We start from the raw sequence: 15,492 nt of genomic DNA on the forward strand, positions 1-15,492 counted from the left end.
ATGTACGTACGTGAACGGTCCACTCATCGTCCAGAGCGACAAGACACTGCTCCTCGAGGTCGACCACGAGAAGGCCGACGCCTGCCGCCGGGCCATCGCGTCGTTCGCCGAGCTGGAGCGGGCTCCCGAGCACATCCACACCTACCGGGTGACGCCGCTCGGGCTGTGGAACGCGCGGGCCGCCGGGCACGACGCGGAGCAGGTCGTGGACGCGCTGGTGGAGTTCAGCCGGTACCCCGTGCCGCACGCGCTGCTCGTCGACATCGCCGAGACGATGGACCGCTACGGGCGGCTCACACTCAGCAAGCACCCGGCGCACGGGCTCGTGCTCACGAGCACCGACCGCCCCGTCCTGGAGGAGATCCTCCGCTCGAAGCGGATCCAGCCGCTGGTCGGCGCCCGGATCGACGCCGACACCGTCGCCGTGCACCCCTCCGAGCGCGGCCAGATCAAGCAGACGCTGCTGAAGCTGGGCTGGCCGGCCGAGGACCTCGCCGGTTACGTGGACGGCGAGGCGCACGAGATCGCGCTCGACGAGAGCGAATGGTCGCTGCGGCCCTACCAGAAGCAGGCGGTCGAGAACTTCTGGCACGGCGGGTCCGGCGTCGTCGTCCTCCCCTGTGGCGCGGGCAAGACGCTCGTCGGCGCCGGGGCCATGGCCGAGGCGAAGGCGACCACGCTGATCCTCGTCACGAACACCGTCTCGGCCCGCCAGTGGAAGCACGAGCTGGTGCGGCGGACGTCGCTGACCGAGGACGAGATCGGCGAGTACAGCGGTACGAAGAAGGAGATCCGCCCGGTCACCATCGCCACGTACCAGGTCCTGACGACGAAGCGGAAGGGTGTGTACCCGCACCTGGAGCTGTTCGACTCCCGCGACTGGGGCCTCGTCGTCTACGACGAGGTGCACCTGCTGCCCGCGCCGGTCTTCAAGTTCACGGCAGACCTCCAGGCGCGCCGCCGCCTCGGCCTGACCGCCACCCTCGTACGCGAGGACGGCCGCGAGTCGGACGTCTTCTCGCTCATCGGGCCGAAGCGGTTCGACGCTCCGTGGAAGGAGATCGAGGCGCAGGGCTACATCGCGCCGGCGGACTGCGTCGAGGTACGGGTCAACCTCACCGACTCCGAGCGGCTCGCGTACGCCACCGCCGAGGCCGAGGAGAAGTACCGGTTCTGTGCGACGACGGCCACGAAGCAGAAGGTGACGGAGGCGCTGGTCCGCAAGCACGCGGGTGAGCAGACGCTCGTCATCGGCCAGTACATCGACCAGCTCGACGAGCTGGGCGAGCACCTGGACGCGCCGGTCATCAAGGGCGAGACGACGAACGCGGTGCGGGAGAAGCTGTTCGAGTCGTTCCGCCAGGGCGAGATCTCGGTGCTCGTGGTCTCCAAGGTCGCGAACTTCTCCATCGACCTCCCCGAGGCGACGGTCGCGATCCAGGTGTCGGGAACGTTCGGCTCGCGCCAGGAGGAGGCGCAGCGGCTCGGCCGTGTGCTGCGTCCTAAGGCGGACGGGCACGAGGCGCGCTTCTACTCGGTCGTCGCCCGCGACACCATCGACCAGGACTTCGCGGCGCACCGGCAGCGGTTCCTGGCGGAGCAGGGGTACGCGTACCGGATCGTCGACGCGGACGAACTCCTCGCGGAGAGCTGACCCGTCGTCCCACCGGGAGCCGGCGCCCCTATGCCACGGGGCTCCGCCCCGGACTCCGCGCCTCAATCGCCGGCGGGGCTTGATTCGTCCCGCCCGGTGCCGGTTGCGAGGTGGAGTGGGCCCCCGCCACGGCGCCGCCGAGCAGTGCCACGCCGACCAGCGGATACGCCGACGCCAATGGCTGTTGCCACCAGGCGAGGTGGAGGTCCAGGTCGCCCTCGTGCGGCAGTAGCCACATGGTGCGGGCCGTGAAGAGGGCCGCGAGTGCCCAAGCCATTCGGCGCCGTCCCTCGGCCCACACCACCGCGATCAGCGGCACACACCACACCCAGTGGTGCGACCAGCTGATGGGCGAGACGAGAAGTGCCGTCAGCGCGGCGAGGACGACCCCCCGCGCCGGAGTCCCCGCGGTCCGGGCGGCGTACAGCCCGGCCACCGCGACGACGAGCGCCGGCACCGCCCACAGCAACCCCGGTTCGGCATCGTGCAACACCCGCGCGACCAGCCCCTGCAAGGACTGGTTGTCGACGATCCACGCCTTGCCGACCCGCCCCGTCTCGTAGAGCCGTCGCGTCCAGAACTCCCCACTGGCGTACGGCAGGACGAGCGCGCCCACCGCGACGGTGCCGACGAACCCGGCCACCGCGTGCGCCGCCTCCCGCCGCCTCCCCGCGAGGAACAGGTACACGATGAAGACGGCGGGCGTGAGCTTGATGCCGGTCGCGATGCCGAGCGCGAGGCCCTTGCCGGACGCGCCGGGCGGCCGCGTCAGATCCCACAGGATCAGGCACGCGAGGGCGAGGTTGATCTGCCCGAACAGCACCGTCTGGAAGACCGGTTCGAGCCACAGCGCGAGCGCGGCGACCCCGCACACCCCCGCCCACGAAACCCGCGGCCCCGCGAACCGACAGGACAACCGGACCAGCACCACGACCAGCGCGATGTTGCCGAGGAGGAAGGCCCCCTTGAGCGCGGACAACGGAACCACCGCCGCCGGCACGAACAGCAGCGCCGCGAACGGCGGGTAGGTGGCGGGCAGTTGCCACTCGGTGACCGCGAACCCGTACAGATCGCCGCCACCGGCGAGCACGGCGGCCCCCTCGGCCCGATAGACGAGAACGTCCGCCATCGGGACGGCCTCGAGAGCGCAGAGAACGAGAAACGCGGCCACGGAGGCCGCGAGGAGGACGAACGGACCAGCGGCACGCGTACGGGCATTCACGGCAACTGACCCTATTTCACCCCATGTGGCTGATGCGCCATTCATGGCCCCGGTCCTTCGAGCCCCGCATTTGGACGAGAGCCCGCGGGGTCCGGGGCAGAGACCCGCGACCCCGCCCCGCCCCCGCGTGGCTCAGAAACTCCCCCGGAACCCCCGCAGCCGCAGGCTGTTGCCGACCACGAACACCGACGAGAACGCCATCGCCGCCCCCGCGATCATCGGATTGAGCAACCCCGCCGCGGCCAGCGGAACCGCCGCCACGTTGTAGGCGAACGCCCAGAACAGGTTGCCCTTGATGGTGTTCAGCGTCCGCCGCGACAGCCGAATCGCGTCGACCGCGGCCCGCAGATCACCTCGTACGAGCGTCAGGTCCCCCGCCTCGATGGCCGCATCGGTCCCCGTGCCCATCGCGAGCCCGAGGTCGGCCTGCGCCAGCGCCGCCGCGTCGTTCACGCCGTCGCCGACCATGGCCACCGAACGCCCCTCGCCCTGAAGCCGCTTGACGACGTCGACCTTGTCCTGCGGCAGCACCTCCGCGATGACGTCCGCCGGATCCGTGATCCCGACCTCCGCCGCGACGGAACGGGCGACCGCCTCGTTGTCCCCGGTCAGCAACACCGGCCGCAGCCCGAGCCCCCGCAGCCGCTCGATCGCCTCCGCGCTGGTCTCCTTCACCGCGTCGGCGACCTCCAGGACCGCGCGCGCCTCGCCGTCCCAGGCCACGGCGATCGCCGTGCGCCCGGCCGCCTCGGCCTCCGCCTTCGCCCGCGCGAGCCTCTCCGGGAGCCGGATCTCCCACTCGCCCAGCAACTTCTCGCGCCCGACGAGCACCGCGTGCCCGTCGACCACACCCTGGACGCCGAGTCCGGCGACGTTCACGAAGTCCTCGGCGACCGGCAGTGTGCCGACCTCCTCGGCCGCCCCCGCCGCCACGGCCTGCGCGATCGGGTGCTCGGACGCGTGCTCCAACGCCCCGGCGAGGCGCAGCACTTCGGCCCGCCCGACGCCCTCGGCGGTGTGCGCGCCGAGCAGCGTCATACGTCCGGTGGTGACGGTTCCGGTCTTGTCGAGGACGATCGTGTCGACGGCGCGGGTCGTCTCCAGGACCTCGGGGCCCTTGATGAGGATGCCGAGCTGGGCGCCGCGTCCGGTGCCGACCATGAGGGCGGTGGGCGTCGCGAGTCCGAGGGCGCACGGGCAGGCGATGATCAGGACGGCGACCGCGGCGGTGAAGGCGGCGGTCCAGCCCGCGCCTGTGCCCAGCCAGAAGCCGAGGGTGGCGACGGCGAGGGCGATGACGACCGGCACGAAGACACCGGAGATACGGTCCGCGAGCCGCTGGGCGGCGGCCTTGCCGTTCTGCGCGTCCTCGACGAGCTTCGCCATCCGGGCGAGCTGGGTGTCGGCGCCGACCCGGGTGGTCTCGACGACGAGGCGTCCGCCGACGTTGAGCGTGGCGCCGGTGACGGCGTCGCCGACGGCCACCTCGACCGGCACGGACTCGCCGGTGAGCATGGAGGCGTCCACGGCGGACGAGCCCTCGACGACGGTGCCGTCGGTGGCGATCTTCTCGCCGGGCCGGACGAGGAACCGGTCGCCGACCTTCAAGTCGCCTACGGGAACGGTCGTTTCACGGCCTCCGTCGCGCAGGACGGTGACATCCTTCGCGCCGAGTTCGAGCAGCGCCCTGAGCGCGGCGCCCGCCTTCCGCTTGGAGCGGGCCTCGAAGTAGCGGCCCGCGAGGATGAAGGCGGTGACTCCGGCGGCGGCCTCCAGGTAGATGTTCCCGGCGCCGTCGCTGCGCCCGATCGTCAGCTCGAAGGGATGCGTCATTCCGGGCTCGCCGGCCGTGCCGAAGAACAGAGCCCACAACGACCACAGGAACGCGGCGGACACCCCGACCGAGACCAGGGTGTCCATCGTCGCGGCGCCGTGCCGCGCGTTCGTGAACGCCGCCTTGTGGAAGGGCCAGGCCGCGTAGACCACGACGGGCGCGGCCAGCGTCAGGGACAGCCACTGCCAGTACTCGAACTGGAGGGCCGGGATCATCGCCATCGCGACGACGGGCGCGGCGAGCACCACCGCGGTGATCAGGCGCTGACGCAGCGGGCGGAGTTCGTCGTCGCCCGCATCGGCGGCCTGCTCGTCGACGGCCGCGGGGGGTGCGGGCTCCTGTGCCGTGTAGCCGGTGGCCTCGACGGTCGCGATCAGGTCGGCGACCTGGACGTCGTCCGCGAAGCTGACCTTCGCCTTCTCGGTCGCGTAGTTGACGGTCGCCTCGACGCCGTCCATCCGGTTCAGCTTCTTCTCGACGCGGGCGGCGCACGACGCGCAGGTCATGCCGCCGATGGCGAGTTCCACCTGCGCGGGTGGGGCGACTGTGTGCGCCGACATGATGCCTCCTTGGATTCCGATACCGGGGGCGGGCACCCCACATCGTGATCCATTTATACCCCTAGGGGGTATCAAAAGCAAGGCGGAGCCGGCTTGACTTAATACCCCCCAGGGGTATCGTCGTGAGGACCGTGGAGACACGGCGCAGCACCAGGAACCGCGCGAAACCGCCACCCACCCCGGCCTCACCGAGGAGCCCGCCATGCAGACCGGCCTGAAGATCGCCGCCTTCGCCGCGGCAGCAGCAGCCACCTTCGGTACCGCGTACGGGGTGGGCAGCGCGGCGGGCCCGGTCGTCGCCGAGAAGCGGCCGGCCGCGCACGACCAGCACGGCGCGCCCACGCAGGACGCGGAATCGGAGCACGGCGGCCACGCCGAGGCGGGAGCCGCGGCCGATGCCGTCCCCGGTGGACTCCAGGTCTCCGAGCGCGGCTACACGCTCGATCTGGAACGGGACCGCCTCCCCGACCGGACCGGCGAACTGCGCTTCACCATCCGTAAGGACGCCGAGCACGCCGGGGGCGGGGCACATGGGGAGGATGGGGCGCACGGCGAGGACGGCTCCGGCGAGCCCGTGACCGCGTACAAGAAGGAACACGGCAAGGAGCTGCACCTGATCGTCGCCTCGCGCGATCTGACCGCGTACCGGCATCTGCATCCCGTGCGCGCCGCCGACGGGACGTGGTCCACGCCCGTCTCGTTGCCGAAGGCGGGTGACTACCGGGTCTTCGCGGACTTCACACCGCAGGGCGAGAAGGAGGGGCTCACGCTCGGCGCGGGGCTCGGCGTCGCGGGGACATACAAGCCCGCACCGCTGCCGGAGCACTCCACGAAGGCACGCGTCGAGGGCGGCTACGAGGTCCGCGTGAAAGGCGACCTGACGGCGGGCGCCACGAGCGAGCTCACGCTCGGCGTCAGCAAGGACGGGAAGCCCGTCACCGATCTGGAGCCCTACCTCGGCGCGTACGGCCACCTGGTCGCCCTGCGCTCCGGCGACCTCGCGTACCTTCACGTTCACCCGCACGACGGCAGGCCGGGGCCGGAGGTCTCCTTCACCGCGACCGCGCCGAGCCCGGGGACCTACCGGCTCTTCCTGGACTTCAAGCACGACGGGGAGGTCAGGACGGCTGCGTTCACAGTGCACGCGGCGTAAAGTGAGCGGGACATTGGACTAGACCTATCTGGACCCGTCACCCGGGGCCCCGGGCAGGTCGACGCGACAGGAGCCTCATGAGCAAGCGTGCAGTCCTGGAGGTGATCGCCCTCGACGCCGAGGACGCGATCGCCGCTCAGGCCGGGGGTGCGGACCGCCTGGAGCTGGTCACCGACATGGCAGCGGACGGGCTGACGCCGTCGGTGGACACGTTCACGGCGATCCGCCGCGCGGTCGACATCCGGCTGCGCGTGATGCTGCGGCTCGCGGACGGCTTCGACGCGGGGGACGTATCGGCGCTCGTCCGGGCCGCGCGGGAGATGCGGGCCGCCGGGGCGGACGAGTTCGTGCTCGGGTTCCTCGACGAGCAGGGCGGCCCCGACCTGGCCGCCGTGGAGCGGCTCGTGGCCGAACTGGACGGCTGCCGCTGGACGTTCCACCGGGCCATCGACCGGGCCGCCGACCGCGATGCGCTCCGCAAGCAGCTGGCCGACCTGCCGGGGCTCGACACGTACCTCACCGCCGGGTCGGCGGACGGGGTGGACGCGGGGCTCGACGTCCTGCTCGCGGAGGCGGCGCGGTCGGCCTCCGGCGATCCCGGGTACGAGCAGCAGATCCTGGTGGGCGGGGGGCTCCGCCTGGACCATGTGCCGGGGTTGCGGGCGGCGGGGGTGTCGGCGTTCCACATCGGCGGAGCGAGTCGCCCCGCGGGTTGGGCGGGTCCTGTTGCGGCGGATGCGGTGAGGGTGTGGCGGGAGGCGCTGGACGGGTAGCCCGTCGGCGCCCCGGTCGTGCGGCCTCACGTCACGGGGCTCTGCCCCGGACCCCGCGCCTCAATCGCCGGCGGGCTGGAAAGATCGGGGCTCCGCCCCGGACTCGCGAGTCTGCTCCCAGAGCGGACTCGATTTCGCCCGCCCATCTCCCACCCACCCGCCCCACACGGGCCCGCAGGCACAACGCTCACCCACCCCCGAGTGGGCAAAGCGGCACCCCGGTACCGCGCAACGAGAGCGACACGCGTCGACCACGGCCCCGCGCCGGAACCCCGGCTCCCCGCATGAACCACAGCAGGCGCCCGCACCACCGACACCCCGGCTCACCGCCCGGGGCCGAAGCCCCCGGAGGGGGCGGGCGGGTGGGAGCCGACCAGGGCAACCGGCCCACCACGGGGCCGCGCACACAACATTCAGCCACCCCCGGGCGAGCACCCCGGCCCCACGCAACGAGAACGACGGGCACCGACCACAGCGCAGCACTAGAACTCCGGTTCCGCGCATGAACCACAGCGGACACCCACACCGCCAACGCCCCGGCTCACCGCCCGGGGCCGAAGCCCCCGGAGGGGGCGGGCGGGTGGGAGCTGAGCAGGGCGACCGGCCCGGCACGGGGTCGCGGACACAATGTTCAGCCACCCCGGGTGGGCACCCCCGGCACGCCGCGCAACGAGCACGACGGGCGCCGCCCCCGGCACAGCTCAGAGCCCCGGCGCCGCGCAACAAGAACGACAGGCGCCGGCCACACCCACCCCGCCTACGCCAACTGCCGCGGCAGCGGCCCCGCGTGGGTCACCACCAGCCCCGACACCGCCCGCGTGAGCGACACGTACAGGCGCCGCAACCCCGTCCGCTCGTCCGGTTCCGCCGCGACCACCGCCGCCGGCTCGTCCAGGACCACGTAGTCGTACTCCAACCCCTTCGCGAGCGACGCCGGCACCAGCGTCAACCGCGCCGACGCCGTCGTCTCCTCGCCAGGAGCGAGATACCCAAGCCCCGCTTCCGCCAAGGCCCGCGCCAACTCCTCGCACCGCGCGTCCGCCGCGATCAGCCCGACCGACCCCTCGTTCCGCAGCGCCTCGACGCACGCCGCCACCACGTCCCCGACCCCGTCCACCGGCCGCACCTCGAACGCCCCCGGGTTCTCCCGGACCGACGCCACCGGCGTGAGCCCCGGCGCGATGTCCGGCAGCAGCAGGGACGCGTACGTGATGACGTCCGTCGGCACGCGGAAGCCCGCCGTCAGCTCCTCCACCACCGCGTCGGATTTCCCCAGGTGGGACAGCGCCTCGTCCCAACTCCGCGTCGCCCACGGCGTCGTACCCTGCGCGAGGTCCCCGAGGACCGTCACCGAGCCCGTCGTCGCGCGCCGCCCGACCGCCCGGTACTGCATGGGCGACAGGTCCTGCGCCTCGTCGAGCACCACATGCCCCAACGAGTGCGTACGCTCGATCAGATCGATCGCCTCGTCGATCAACACGGCATCCGCGGCAGCCCACTTGGCGCTCTTCACGCTGCGCGCGGGCTTGGCCCACAGCACGGTCTTCTGCTCGTCGGCGTCCAGCAGCCCCTCCGCGTGCTCGGCCAGGAAGTCGGCGTCCGACAGCAGCCGCAGCACCAACTTCGCCGGATCGACCGCCGGCCACACCTCCTTGACCACGGCCTTCACCGCGGCATTGCGCGCCACCGCGTTCTGCACCCGGTCGTCTGGCGCCTCGCCCGCGCGCTCCATCTGTACGAGCACGGCGTGCGCGATCCGCTGCGGCAGGGCCTCGCGCGCGGCCCCGTACCGCATGTCGCGCGCCATCAACTCCCGTACGATCTGCTCCAGTTCGTACGACGGGACCCGCCAGCGGCGCGAGCCCCGCACCACCACGACGCCCTCGGTGGGCGGCGTGATGTGTGAACGCAGGGCGCGCCGCAGCACCTCGGCCATCCGCGCGTCGCCCTTCACCAGGGCGGCGGCCGGATCGTCGACGGCCCGCACCTCCACGTGCGCGACGAGGTCGTCCACCGTCGCCTGCTTGACCTCCAGCTCGCCCAGCGCGGGCAGCACCTGCTCGATGTAGTGGAGGAAGGACGCGTTCGGCCCGATGACCAGCGTCCCGGTGCGGGCGAGCCGCTCCCGGTGCGCGTACAGCAGATACGCGACACGGTGCAGGCCGACGGCCGTCTTGCCCGTCCCCGGCCCTCCCTGTACGCAGACCGACCCCGCGAGCCCGCTCCTGACGATCTCGTCCTGCTCCGGCTGAATGGTGGCAACGATGTCGCGCATCGGGCCGACGCGCGGCCGCTCGATCTCCTGCTGGAGCAGCTTGCTCGTCTGCTCCGCCTCCGACGGGTCGGTGAGGTGCTCGTCCTCGTACGCGGTGAGGTCGCCGCCCGTGTAACCGAAGCGGCGGCGCAGCGCGACGTCCATCGGGTCCTTCTTGGAGGCCCGGTAGAAGGGCTGCGACACGGGCGCACGCCAGTCGATCACCATCGGGTCGCCCTCGGCGTCGTGCACGTGCCGCCGCCCGATGTAGAACTTCTCGCCCTCGGCGCCCTCGGCGACGTCCGCGCCCGGCGCGTGCAGATAGTCGAGGCGCCCGAAGAACAGCGGGGTGTGGCTGAGGTCGGCGAGCGCCTTGATCCGCTCGTCGATCTGGTGCTGGAGCACCTCGGCGTTCACCCAGTTCGCGGTGACGTCGCGGATGTCGAGCGCCTCCGCGTCCTCGCGCATCGCGCGCAGGGCGGAGCGGGACGAGACCAGGTGCGTGCGTTCGCGCTCGAGCGGTGAGGATGAGGGCGCGGACGACGACGGTGACGTGCTCACGGGGTTCTGCCTCCGGATCCAGGTACGTGTGTACAACGTTCCCGGCCGGTTTCCGTCCGGTCGGCGGCGCTCCTGCCGTGCCGGCGGCGGGGGTCGGCACGGGGAGGCGGGCAGACGGGGGAGTGTACGGGACGCCTCGCGGCGGGGGCCAACGGTTTTTTGACCCGGTCGACCGGTCCTACGCCACGGGGCTCCGCCCCGGACCCCGCGCCTCAAACGCCGGCGGGGCTGAATTGCCGAACCAGCATTGACGCCTCGGGGCTCCGCTGGCTCTCGTTCAAAGAGCGGGGCTTGAATTGCCGGTGCCGCCCCAGCGCCACGAGGCCCCGCTGCTCAATTGCCACAGGGGATCGAAATGCCCTGGCCCCCGCGCCTCAATCGCCCCAGGAGCCCAGATGGACGGGGCTAGGGTCGGAGTCATGATGTACGACGACCACCACCCGGCCGGCCCGGACCTGCGCGAGCGATGGGCCCGCACCCTGCGTGCGGCGACCGCGGGCGCGGGGGCCGACCCGTATCCGTATGCCGACAATCTCCTGGCCCGGTGGTCCGAGCCGCAGCGGAAGTACCACACGGTCGAACATCTCGCGGCGGTGCTCGACCACATCGACGTGCTGGAGGAGCACGCGGAGCGGCCCGAGCTCGTGCGGCTCGCGGCCTGGTTCCACGACGCGGTGTACCGGCCGGACCGTTCGGAGAACGAGGAGCGTTCCGCCACACTGGCCGAACGTGCCCTGACCGAGGCCGGGTTGGGACCCGAGGACGTCGCCGAGGTGGCCCGTCTCGTCCGCCTCACCGTCACCCACGACCCGGCCGACGGCGACACCGACGGCGAGGCGCTGTGCGATGCCGACCTGGCGATCCTGGCCGCGCCCGCACCCGCCTACGCCGCGTACACCAAGGCCGTCCGCGCGGAGTACGCCTTCGTACCGGACGAGGCGTTCCGCGAAGGGCGGGCTGGGGTACTGCGTCAACTCCTCGACCTGCCACGACTGTTCAGGACCCCGCACGGCAGGACCCACTGGGAGTCCGCGGCCCGCGAGAACCTGACGGCGGAGCTGGATCTGCTGACTCCCTGATCCCCTGCCCCGTCGCGGAGCGGTGCGCGTGGCGGGGCGTATGAACGGCGTACGAACGATGTGCCACGACCCCCCGGTCCGGGAATGCCACTCGTCACCCCCCGGTTGGCTCCTTACATGTCCCCACAGCCCAGTCCAGACTCCCCAGACCTCCGCTCGAACACCGGCACCGGCACCGGCACCCGCAACAGCACCCGCATGCCCCTGGCCGTCTACATCCTCGGACTCAGCGTCTTCGCCCTCGGGACCAGCGAGTTCATGCTGTCCGGGATCCTCCCCGCGGTCGCCGACGACATGGACGTCACGATCCCGCAGGCCGGGCTGCTGATCTCGGCCTTCGCGATCGGCATGGTGGTCGGCGCCCCGCTGCTCGCGGTGGCGACGCTGCGCCTGCCGCGCCGGACCACCCTGATCTCGCTCATCACGGTGTTCGGCCTGGGCCAGGTAGCGGGCGCGCTCGCCCCGACCTACGAGATCCTGTTCGCCTCCCGCGTCGTCTCGGCCCTCGCCTGCGCCGGATTCTGGGCGGTCGGCGCGGCGGTCGCCATCGCGATGGTGCCGGTGAACCAGCGGGCCCGCGCCATGGCCGTGATGATCGGCGGCCTGTCGATCGCGAACGTGCTGGGCGTCCCCGCGGGCGCGTTCCTCGGTGACGGGCTCGGCTGGCGCGCCGCGTTCTGGGCGGTGGGCGTCGCCTCCGCGATCGCCCTCGTCGGCATCGTGACCCTCGTGCCGAAGATCCCGCTCCCGGCCGAACGGCCGCGGCTGAAGCGGGAGTTGAGCATCTACGCCGACCGCCAGGTGTGGCTGTCCATCGCCGTCACCGCGCTCGCCGCGGGAGGTGTCTTCTGCGCGTTCAGCTATCTCTCGCCGCTCCTGACGGACGTCGCCGGCCTGCCCGAGGGCTGGGTCCCGGCGGTCCTCGCGCTCTTCGGGTTCGGCGCGCTCGCCGGTACGACGCTGGGCGGGCGGATCGCCGACGCGCACCTCTTCGGGGTGCTGCTGACCGGCATCACCGCGTCCACCGTCTTCCTCGCGGCGCTCGCCGTGCTCGGGCACTTCGCGGTCGCCGCGGTGGTCCTGTCGTTCCTGCTCGGCTTCTCCGCCTTTTACACGGCGCCGGCGCTCAACGCCCGGATGTTCAACGTCGCGGGCGCCGCCCCCACCCTGGCGGGCGCCACCACGACCGCCGCCTTCAACCTGGGCAACACGGGCGGCCCCTGGCTCGGCGGCACGGTCATCGACGCGGACCTCGGCTACCCGGCCACCGCGTGGGCCGGCGGTGCGATGACGGTGGTGGCCCTCGCGCTGACGGCGGTGTCGCTGCGGCTGCACCGGCGTACGGCGGCGTCCCGCGTGGTCGCCAAGCACGCGGCCGCAGCCGAGACGACCAACGTGGCGACCGATGTGACGACGGAGATGACCGAGGTGACTACGCCGGCCGCCCCTTCGGCCTCCGCAAGCCCGCGTCCGTAAGCCTGCGCACCAGTTCCTTCGAGCCGATCTCGACCGCCCCCGCGCGCACCGCGTCCACGTACCGGTGCGACGGGAGGTCGTAATGGTCGCGCTCGAAGGCGCGCGGCGGAACGCCCAACTTCTCGGCGAACGCGTGCAGTTCGTCGTACGAGACGTCGCTGACCAGGTGCGACCACATGCGGTCGTGCCCCGGCCAGGTCGGCGGATCTATGTAGACCGTCAAGAGACCGTCACCCCGTCACTCCGTGACTCCGTCACCCCGTCACCGACCCGAGGCCGCCGACCGGCGCCACGGTCACGCCCGCCTCCGAGCACACCCAGTGCGGGTCGGCGCCCAGCTCCGGCTCGACGTCCAGCGCGTGCGGAGCCTCGGCGCTCGAACCGGGTCCGCACACCGGGCACAGCGGCCAGCGGCCGTGCCGCTCCAGGATCCCGTCCTTGACGTCCTGGGCGACGAGCCCGATCACGAATTCGACGCCCTCCGGCCACTGCTCGACCCACCAGCGCCGCGCGACGACCGACTCCTCCACCAGCGAGACGATGTCCGAATCCGCGACGTCCCCCGCCTTCAGATCCGCGAGCACGAGCGCGCGGGCCGCGTGCAGGGCCTGCTCCAGAGGGCTGATGGTGTCCATACCCCAATTGTGCACGTGGAGCCCCTGCGGCGGGTGAGCCCTTCAAGCACCGCAACCTGCACCCCCGGCCTCCCGGCCGCCCGTCCTTCCCACCCCGGGCCGAAGGACCCTTGACCCGATCCGTCTCCGAAAATATCTTTCATCACGTGAGCAATGACGTGAAGGAAAGTTTCGGCAGGGACGCGCCGCCGGCCCCCGCGGCCCTCGCCGCCAAGGTCCGCACCCTCGCCCCGTCCATGACCCGCTCCATGCAGCGCGTCGCCGAGGCGGTCGCGGGGGACCCGGCCGGCTGCGCCGCCCTGACCGTCACCGGACTCGCCGAGCTCACCGGCACCAGCGAGGCCACGGTCGTCCGCACCGCCCGCATCCTCGGCTACCCCGGCTACCGGGACCTGCGCCTCGCGCTCGCAGGACTCGCCGCCCAGCAGCAGTCCGGCCGGGCGCCCGCCGTCACCGCGGACATCGCCGTGGACGACCCGCTGACCGACGTCGTCGCCAAGCTCGCCCACGACGAGCAGCAGACCCTCGCCGACACCGCCGCCGCGCTCGACACCACGCAGCTCGGCGCCGCCGTGGCCGCCATGGCGGGCGCGGGCCGCGTCGAGATCTACGGGATGGCGGCCTCCGGCCTCGTGGCCCAGGACCTCGCGCAGAAGCTGCTGCGCATCGGCCGGCACGCGTACGCGCACTCCGACCCGCACTTGGCCGTCCACAACGCGGTGACGCTCCGCTCCGGGGACGTGGCGGTGGCGATCACGCACTCCGGCACCACCGGCGACGTGATCGAGCCGCTGCGGGTCGCCTTCGAGCACGGCGCCACCACGATCGCGATCACCGGCCGCCCCGGCAGCCCGGTCTCGCAGTACGCCGACCACATACTGACGACGTCCATCGCCCGCGAGAGCGAGCTGCGCCCCGCGGCGATGTCCTCCCGCACGAGCCAGCTCCTGGTCGTGGACTGCCTGTTCGTCGGCATCGCCCAACGCACGTACGAAACAGCGGCGCCGGCGCTCTCCGCGTCGTACGAGGCCCTGGCCCACCGCCACCAGTCCGCTCCGCGGGGCGGCCGCCAGTGACCGCCACCCGGCCCCCGCCACGGGGCTCCGCCCCGGACCCCGCTGCTCAATCGCCGCAGGGGCTTGGATGGAGCTCCGCCCCGCCTCCCCTCGACGCGAAGCCCGGACAAATCAAGCCCCGCCGGCGATTGAGGCGCGGGGCCCGGGGCGGAGCCCCGTGACCGCAACCCCGTCGCAGCGCACCAGAAACCAGCCCCTCGCACAGAGAGCCGCACCGTCACGATGACCGCCACCCCCAACGCCGACGCCACCTACTCCGACCTCCGCGCCCAACTGGCCACGCTCACGACGGAGGCGTTCCGCCCGGAGTTCGCCGAGATCGACCAGCTCTCCACGCTGGAGATCGCGAAGCTGATGAACGGCGAGGACGCCACCGTCCCCACCGCCGTCGCCGCCCAGCTCCCCCAGATCTCCGCCGCGATCGACGGCATCGCCGACCGCATGGCCCGCGGCGGCCGCCTGATCTACGCGGGCGCCGGCACCGCCGGCCGGATGGGCGTCCTCGACGCCTCCGAGTGCCCGCCCACCTTCAACACCTGGGACGGCCAGGTCGTCGGCCTGATCGCGGGCGGCCCCTCCGCCATGGTCAAGTCCATCGAGGGCGCCGAGGACTCCAAGGAGCTCGCGGCCGCCGACCTGGACGGCATCGACCTCACCGAGAACGACATCGTCGTCGGCATCTCGGCCTCGGGCCGCACCCCGTACGCGATCGGCGCCGTCGAGCACGCCCGCGCCCGCCACGGCGCGCTCACCGTCGGCCTGTCCTGCAACGCGGACAGCGCCCTCGCCGCCGCCGCGGACCACGGCATCGAGGTCGTCGTCGGCCCCGAGCTGCTCACCGGCTCCACCCGCCTGAAGGCGGGCACGGCCCAGAAGCTCGTGCTCAACATGCTGTCGACGATCTCCATGATCCGGCTCGGCAAGACGTACGGGAACCTCATGGTCGACGTACGCGCGTCGAACGAGAAGCTGCGGGCGCGCTCCCGCCGCATCGTCTCCCTCGCCACCGGCGCCGACGACGCCGCCATCGAGGCCGCGCTCGCCGCGACCGACGGCGAGGTCAAGAACGCCATCCTCGTCGTCCTCGGCGACGTCGACGGCCCCACCGCCGACCGGCTCCTCACGGAGTCCGACGGCCACCTGCGCGCCGCGCTCGCGGCCGCCGCCACCAAGTAACTCCCCCGCACCCACCCGTCCCCGAGCACCACCTGCACA

Annotated in this window: 12 protein-coding genes; 7 read left to right on the top strand and 5 right to left on the bottom strand. The window is 72.4% G+C overall.

Annotation, left to right across the window (positions count from 1 at the left end; genetic code table 11):
* Positions 1-10: 10 nt before the first annotated feature.
* Positions 11-1,654: a DNA repair helicase XPB gene (locus ACOKM3_RS20030; protein WP_426902282.1), complete on the top strand. Its 1,644-nt coding sequence runs from the start codon at positions 11-13 to the stop codon at positions 1,652-1,654.
* Positions 1,655-1,682: 28 nt separating this feature from the next.
* Here the strand turns inward: ACOKM3_RS20030 and ACOKM3_RS20035 are convergent, their stop codons facing one another.
* Positions 1,683-2,876: a glycosyltransferase 87 family protein gene (locus ACOKM3_RS20035; protein ID WP_426902284.1), complete on the bottom strand. Its 1,194-nt coding sequence runs from the start codon at positions 2,874-2,876 to the stop codon at positions 1,683-1,685.
* A gap of 132 nt (positions 2,877-3,008) precedes the next feature.
* The gene (locus ACOKM3_RS20040) at positions 3,009-5,270 is read right to left on the bottom strand and encodes a heavy metal translocating P-type ATPase (protein WP_426902286.1); all 2,262 of its coding nucleotides are present in this window, start codon (positions 5,268-5,270) and stop codon (positions 3,009-3,011) included.
* A 202-nt stretch (positions 5,271-5,472) separates the two neighbouring features.
* On the opposite strand from ACOKM3_RS20040, the gene ACOKM3_RS20045 reads away from it, so the two are divergent.
* Complete coding sequence (locus ACOKM3_RS20045) at positions 5,473-6,423, top strand: hypothetical protein (protein WP_426902288.1); 951 nt, start codon at positions 5,473-5,475, stop codon at positions 6,421-6,423.
* A gap of 77 nt (positions 6,424-6,500) precedes the next feature.
* A complete protein-coding gene (locus tag ACOKM3_RS20050) occupies positions 6,501-7,196 on the top strand; it encodes a copper homeostasis protein CutC (protein ID WP_426902290.1) in 696 nt (231 codons plus the stop codon).
* 757 nt (positions 7,197-7,953) lie between these two features.
* On the opposite strand, the gene ACOKM3_RS20055 is transcribed toward ACOKM3_RS20050, so the two are convergent.
* On the bottom strand, positions 7,954-9,918 hold the full coding sequence (locus tag ACOKM3_RS20055) for a HelD family protein (RefSeq protein ID WP_426906845.1): 1,965 nt from the start codon (positions 9,916-9,918) through the stop codon (positions 7,954-7,956).
* A gap of 512 nt (positions 9,919-10,430) precedes the next feature.
* Here ACOKM3_RS20055 and ACOKM3_RS20060 point away from each other — a divergent pair.
* Together ACOKM3_RS20060 and ACOKM3_RS20065 are read left to right on the top strand one after the other, a co-directional pair.
* Positions 10,431-11,090, top strand: coding sequence for an HD domain-containing protein (locus ACOKM3_RS20060; RefSeq protein ID WP_426902292.1), 660 nt, complete (start codon positions 10,431-10,433; stop codon positions 11,088-11,090).
* Positions 11,091-11,288: 198 nt separating this feature from the next.
* Complete coding sequence (locus ACOKM3_RS20065) at positions 11,289-12,566, top strand: Cmx/CmrA family chloramphenicol efflux MFS transporter (protein WP_426906847.1); 1,278 nt, start codon at positions 11,289-11,291, stop codon at positions 12,564-12,566.
* On the opposite strand, the gene ACOKM3_RS20070 is transcribed toward ACOKM3_RS20065, so the two are convergent.
* The gene (locus ACOKM3_RS20070; protein WP_266712608.1) at positions 12,523-12,789 is read right to left on the bottom strand and encodes a DUF4031 domain-containing protein; all 267 of its coding nucleotides are present in this window, start codon (positions 12,787-12,789) and stop codon (positions 12,523-12,525) included. The genes ACOKM3_RS20065 and ACOKM3_RS20070 overlap by 44 nt on opposite strands.
* 31 nt (positions 12,790-12,820) lie before the next feature.
* On the bottom strand, positions 12,821-13,201 hold the full coding sequence (locus tag ACOKM3_RS20075; RefSeq protein ID WP_426902294.1) for a hypothetical protein: 381 nt from the start codon (positions 13,199-13,201) through the stop codon (positions 12,821-12,823).
* 146 nt (positions 13,202-13,347) lie between these two features.
* Here ACOKM3_RS20075 and ACOKM3_RS20080 point away from each other — a divergent pair, with 146 nt between their 5' ends.
* Both ACOKM3_RS20080 and murQ read left to right on the top strand, forming a co-directional pair.
* Entirely contained in the window at positions 13,348-14,277 is a 930-nt protein-coding gene (locus ACOKM3_RS20080; RefSeq protein ID WP_426902296.1) for a MurR/RpiR family transcriptional regulator, read from the top strand.
* A 222-nt stretch (positions 14,278-14,499) separates the two neighbouring features.
* A complete protein-coding gene (gene murQ, locus ACOKM3_RS20085; RefSeq protein ID WP_426902298.1) occupies positions 14,500-15,453 on the top strand; it encodes an N-acetylmuramic acid 6-phosphate etherase in 954 nt (317 codons plus the stop codon).
* Positions 15,454-15,492 lie beyond the last annotated feature (39 nt).

Source organism: Streptomyces nidicola (assembly GCF_050106155.1).
In the GTDB taxonomy this organism is placed as follows: domain Bacteria; phylum Actinomycetota; class Actinomycetes; order Streptomycetales; family Streptomycetaceae; genus Streptomyces.